The 2440-nt window shown below is 70.7% G+C and carries 2 protein-coding genes and 1 pseudogene; 1 reads left to right on the plus strand and 2 read right to left on the minus strand.

What is annotated here, in order from left to right; genetic code table 11:
• A pseudogene (locus G3I40_RS46630) lies at positions 1 to 240 on the plus strand (hypothetical protein); the annotation flags it as partial.
• Positions 241 to 515: 275 nt separating this feature from the next.
• On the opposite strand, the gene G3I40_RS30205 reads toward G3I40_RS46630, so the two are convergent.
• Positions 516 to 1934 (minus strand): cellulose binding domain-containing protein, encoded by a 1419-nt coding sequence (locus G3I40_RS30205; RefSeq protein WP_164305807.1) that lies wholly within the window; start codon positions 1932 to 1934, stop codon positions 516 to 518.
• Positions 1931 to 2440 (minus strand): family 20 glycosylhydrolase (locus G3I40_RS30210; RefSeq protein WP_164305808.1); only part of this gene is annotated, 510 nt, incomplete at its 5' end. The genes G3I40_RS30205 and G3I40_RS30210, both read right to left, overlap by 4 nt.

Genomic DNA, 2440 nt, shown 5'->3' on the forward strand with positions numbered 1-2440 from the left:
GGCGAGCCGCGCGCCGTCAGCGCGGGCGAGGACGGTCTCGTGTACCTCACGGCCCACCGCAGGCGGCCCGGCATGACCATCCGGCGGGCCCCCGGCGCGGTCACGGCGGACGGCGGCGAGGCGCCCTGCCTTCTGCCGCGGGTGTGCGCGGAGTGCGGTCGCGCCGCCGAGGACGGCGACGCACGCTACTGCAGCCGGTGTGGAGAGCGCTTGCCGGGAGGCACTTCCGGCCTTGCTTGAGCGCGGGGGATCAAGCCAGAAGGCGAAATCCGGACCACTGAGTCCCTTCTGGCGCAAGGGAGTTGACCGCTCACCTCCGTCACATCTCGCCACTGATTCAACACGCAAGGTTACTGAAAGCCGGGGGTGCGGGATGAGTTCGCGGCCCGCCCGAGGCAGACTCTGTCCCGGGCCGGTCGCCATCTGAGCCGCGGCTGACCCGGGGAGGGGAAGCACCGATGGGGGAGTCCGTGCGTGTGGGGCGCGCGGACTCCCCGCCCTTTGGTGACGCGGGGTCAGGACGCCGGGACCGTGTCCTCGAACGTGGTGCCCGCCGCACGATAGGCCGTCACCTTCGCCGCCACCTGGGCCGGGGTGAGCGCCTGGTCCTTGACGTGCAGTACGTAGTCGACCTGCTGGTCGTACGCGCGCGGGCTGGTGCTCGTCTGTCCGGCCAGGTCGATCAGCCACTGGTTGAAGTTGATCGACATCGGCCGCTCCGGCAGGTACGCGGCGTCGTGCGTGCCGAAGAGCTGCCCGTCGACGAAATAGCGGATGGTGCTGTCGTCGATGGTGAGCACGAGGTCGTGCCAGCCGTCGTAGCTCTGCCGGCCCTCCGTGTGCTGGTTCACCGCCTGCCACGGGTCGGGGTTGTAGGTCTCCCAGGACGTCGTGTACAGGATGTTGGACGCCTCGCCCCAGCCTCCGTTCGGCAGGTACTCGAAGTCGTACTCGGAGTAGTCGTCCGCCATCGGCGCCTTGAGGTCGTTGATGGTGAAGAACGTCTGGACCAGGTGGTCCCCGTCCGGGCCGCTCTTGGGGGCGTCGCTGAACTTCACGCGCGCCGCGTACGTCCCGTTCTTGAACTTCAGTGCCTTGGTGAGGACTTCGGTCTGTTCCGTGCTCGCGCCCGTGCCCGACGTCGACGTCTCCAGGTTCATCACGGAGTTGCCGCCCGAGGACGGGAACGTCACGTTCTCCGGTGCCCAGGTCGCGCCCGGCACGCCGGGGCCCCCGGAGTTGGAGCGCACGCTCCAGCCGTTCGCCGCGATCTTCGGGTCGTTGTACCCGGAGTAGTTGAAGTCGTCGAAGAGCGAGGCCCCGTCGGCCGGCGGGTCGGTCGGGTCGGTGGGGTCCGTGGGATCGGTCGGGTCGTTGCCCTCGGGGGCCGTGCCGAACACGACGGCGCCGTCGAGCTGCGCGGTGACCTTGGACCAGGTCCCGTACGCCGACTGCGTCGCCCCGAAGGAGTAGTCGTCCGTCTGGTTCAGCGGTTGCCAGTCCGCGCGGTAGAAGCGCAGTTGCAGATCACCGGTGTCGGAGCCCGCCGCGAGCGAACCCGCGCCGGACGTGAAGCCGACCTCCAGGTACCGGTCGGCGGTCGCGGTCGGATGGGCGAGCGTCCCGAACGTACCGGTGACGTTGCCGCACCCCTTCACGGCCCACGAGCACGCGAAGCGGTAACTGGCGTTCGCCGCATCGGACTTGAAGTAGTAGCGGACCTTGACCCCGCTGAGCGGCACGGCGGAGGAACCGGTGTTGCGCACCTTCAGCCATGGCTCGGCCTGGTCGCTGCCGGTGCTGCCCGTGTGGTACTGCACGCTGAGGTCGCCGGTGGCCGCGGCGGCGCCGGCGGGGAGCGCGAAGAGGCCCGCGCAGCCGAGCGCGGCCGCGACGGCGTACGTGGCGGTTCTTGTGAGGTGCGTCCTTCTCATGGCAGTTCCTTTCCGGAACGGTGGGGGACGGGGACGTACGGGTCGAGCGGTCCGTGGCGCACGCCGAGCACGGCGAGCCGGGCGGCATGCGCGGTGAGACGGCCGCGGAAGTCGGGCCAGGACGGCTCGCCGTGCCAGGCGCGGTCGGCGAGCGCGCACAGCCGGGGGAAGGCCAGGTAGTCGACGTGCTCGGCGGTCGGGACGAACTCCGTCCACAAGTGCGCCTGCATGCCGAGGAGCCGGCCGGACGTGTCACGGTCGTCCGGTGGTTCGTGGCCGTGCACCGTGCGCAGGTCGACGACGGCGCCCGGTTGCGCCGGCGGTTCGCACGCGGCGGACGTCTGCGCGTAGTCCAGGTAGCCGGAGCGGTGCTGCGCGCTGACCACCATGTGCCCGCGCTTCAGCGCGATGCGGGTGTGCTCGGCCTCGCGCCACGTCATGACGGTGATCCGGGTCGGCAGTCCCTCGCCGGTCTCCGCCCACGCCGTCGGGATCCGGCCGCGTGC

The sequence above is a fragment of the Streptomyces sp. SID14478 genome (assembly GCF_010548525.1).
Classification (GTDB): Bacteria; Actinomycetota; Actinomycetes; order Streptomycetales; family Streptomycetaceae; genus Streptomyces.

Coding starts and splice junctions, on each gene's coding strand:
- G3I40_RS30205 (WP_164305807.1), bottom strand. CDS start 1,934: ATGAGAAGGACGCACCTCACAAGAACCGCCACGTACGCCGTCGCGGCC.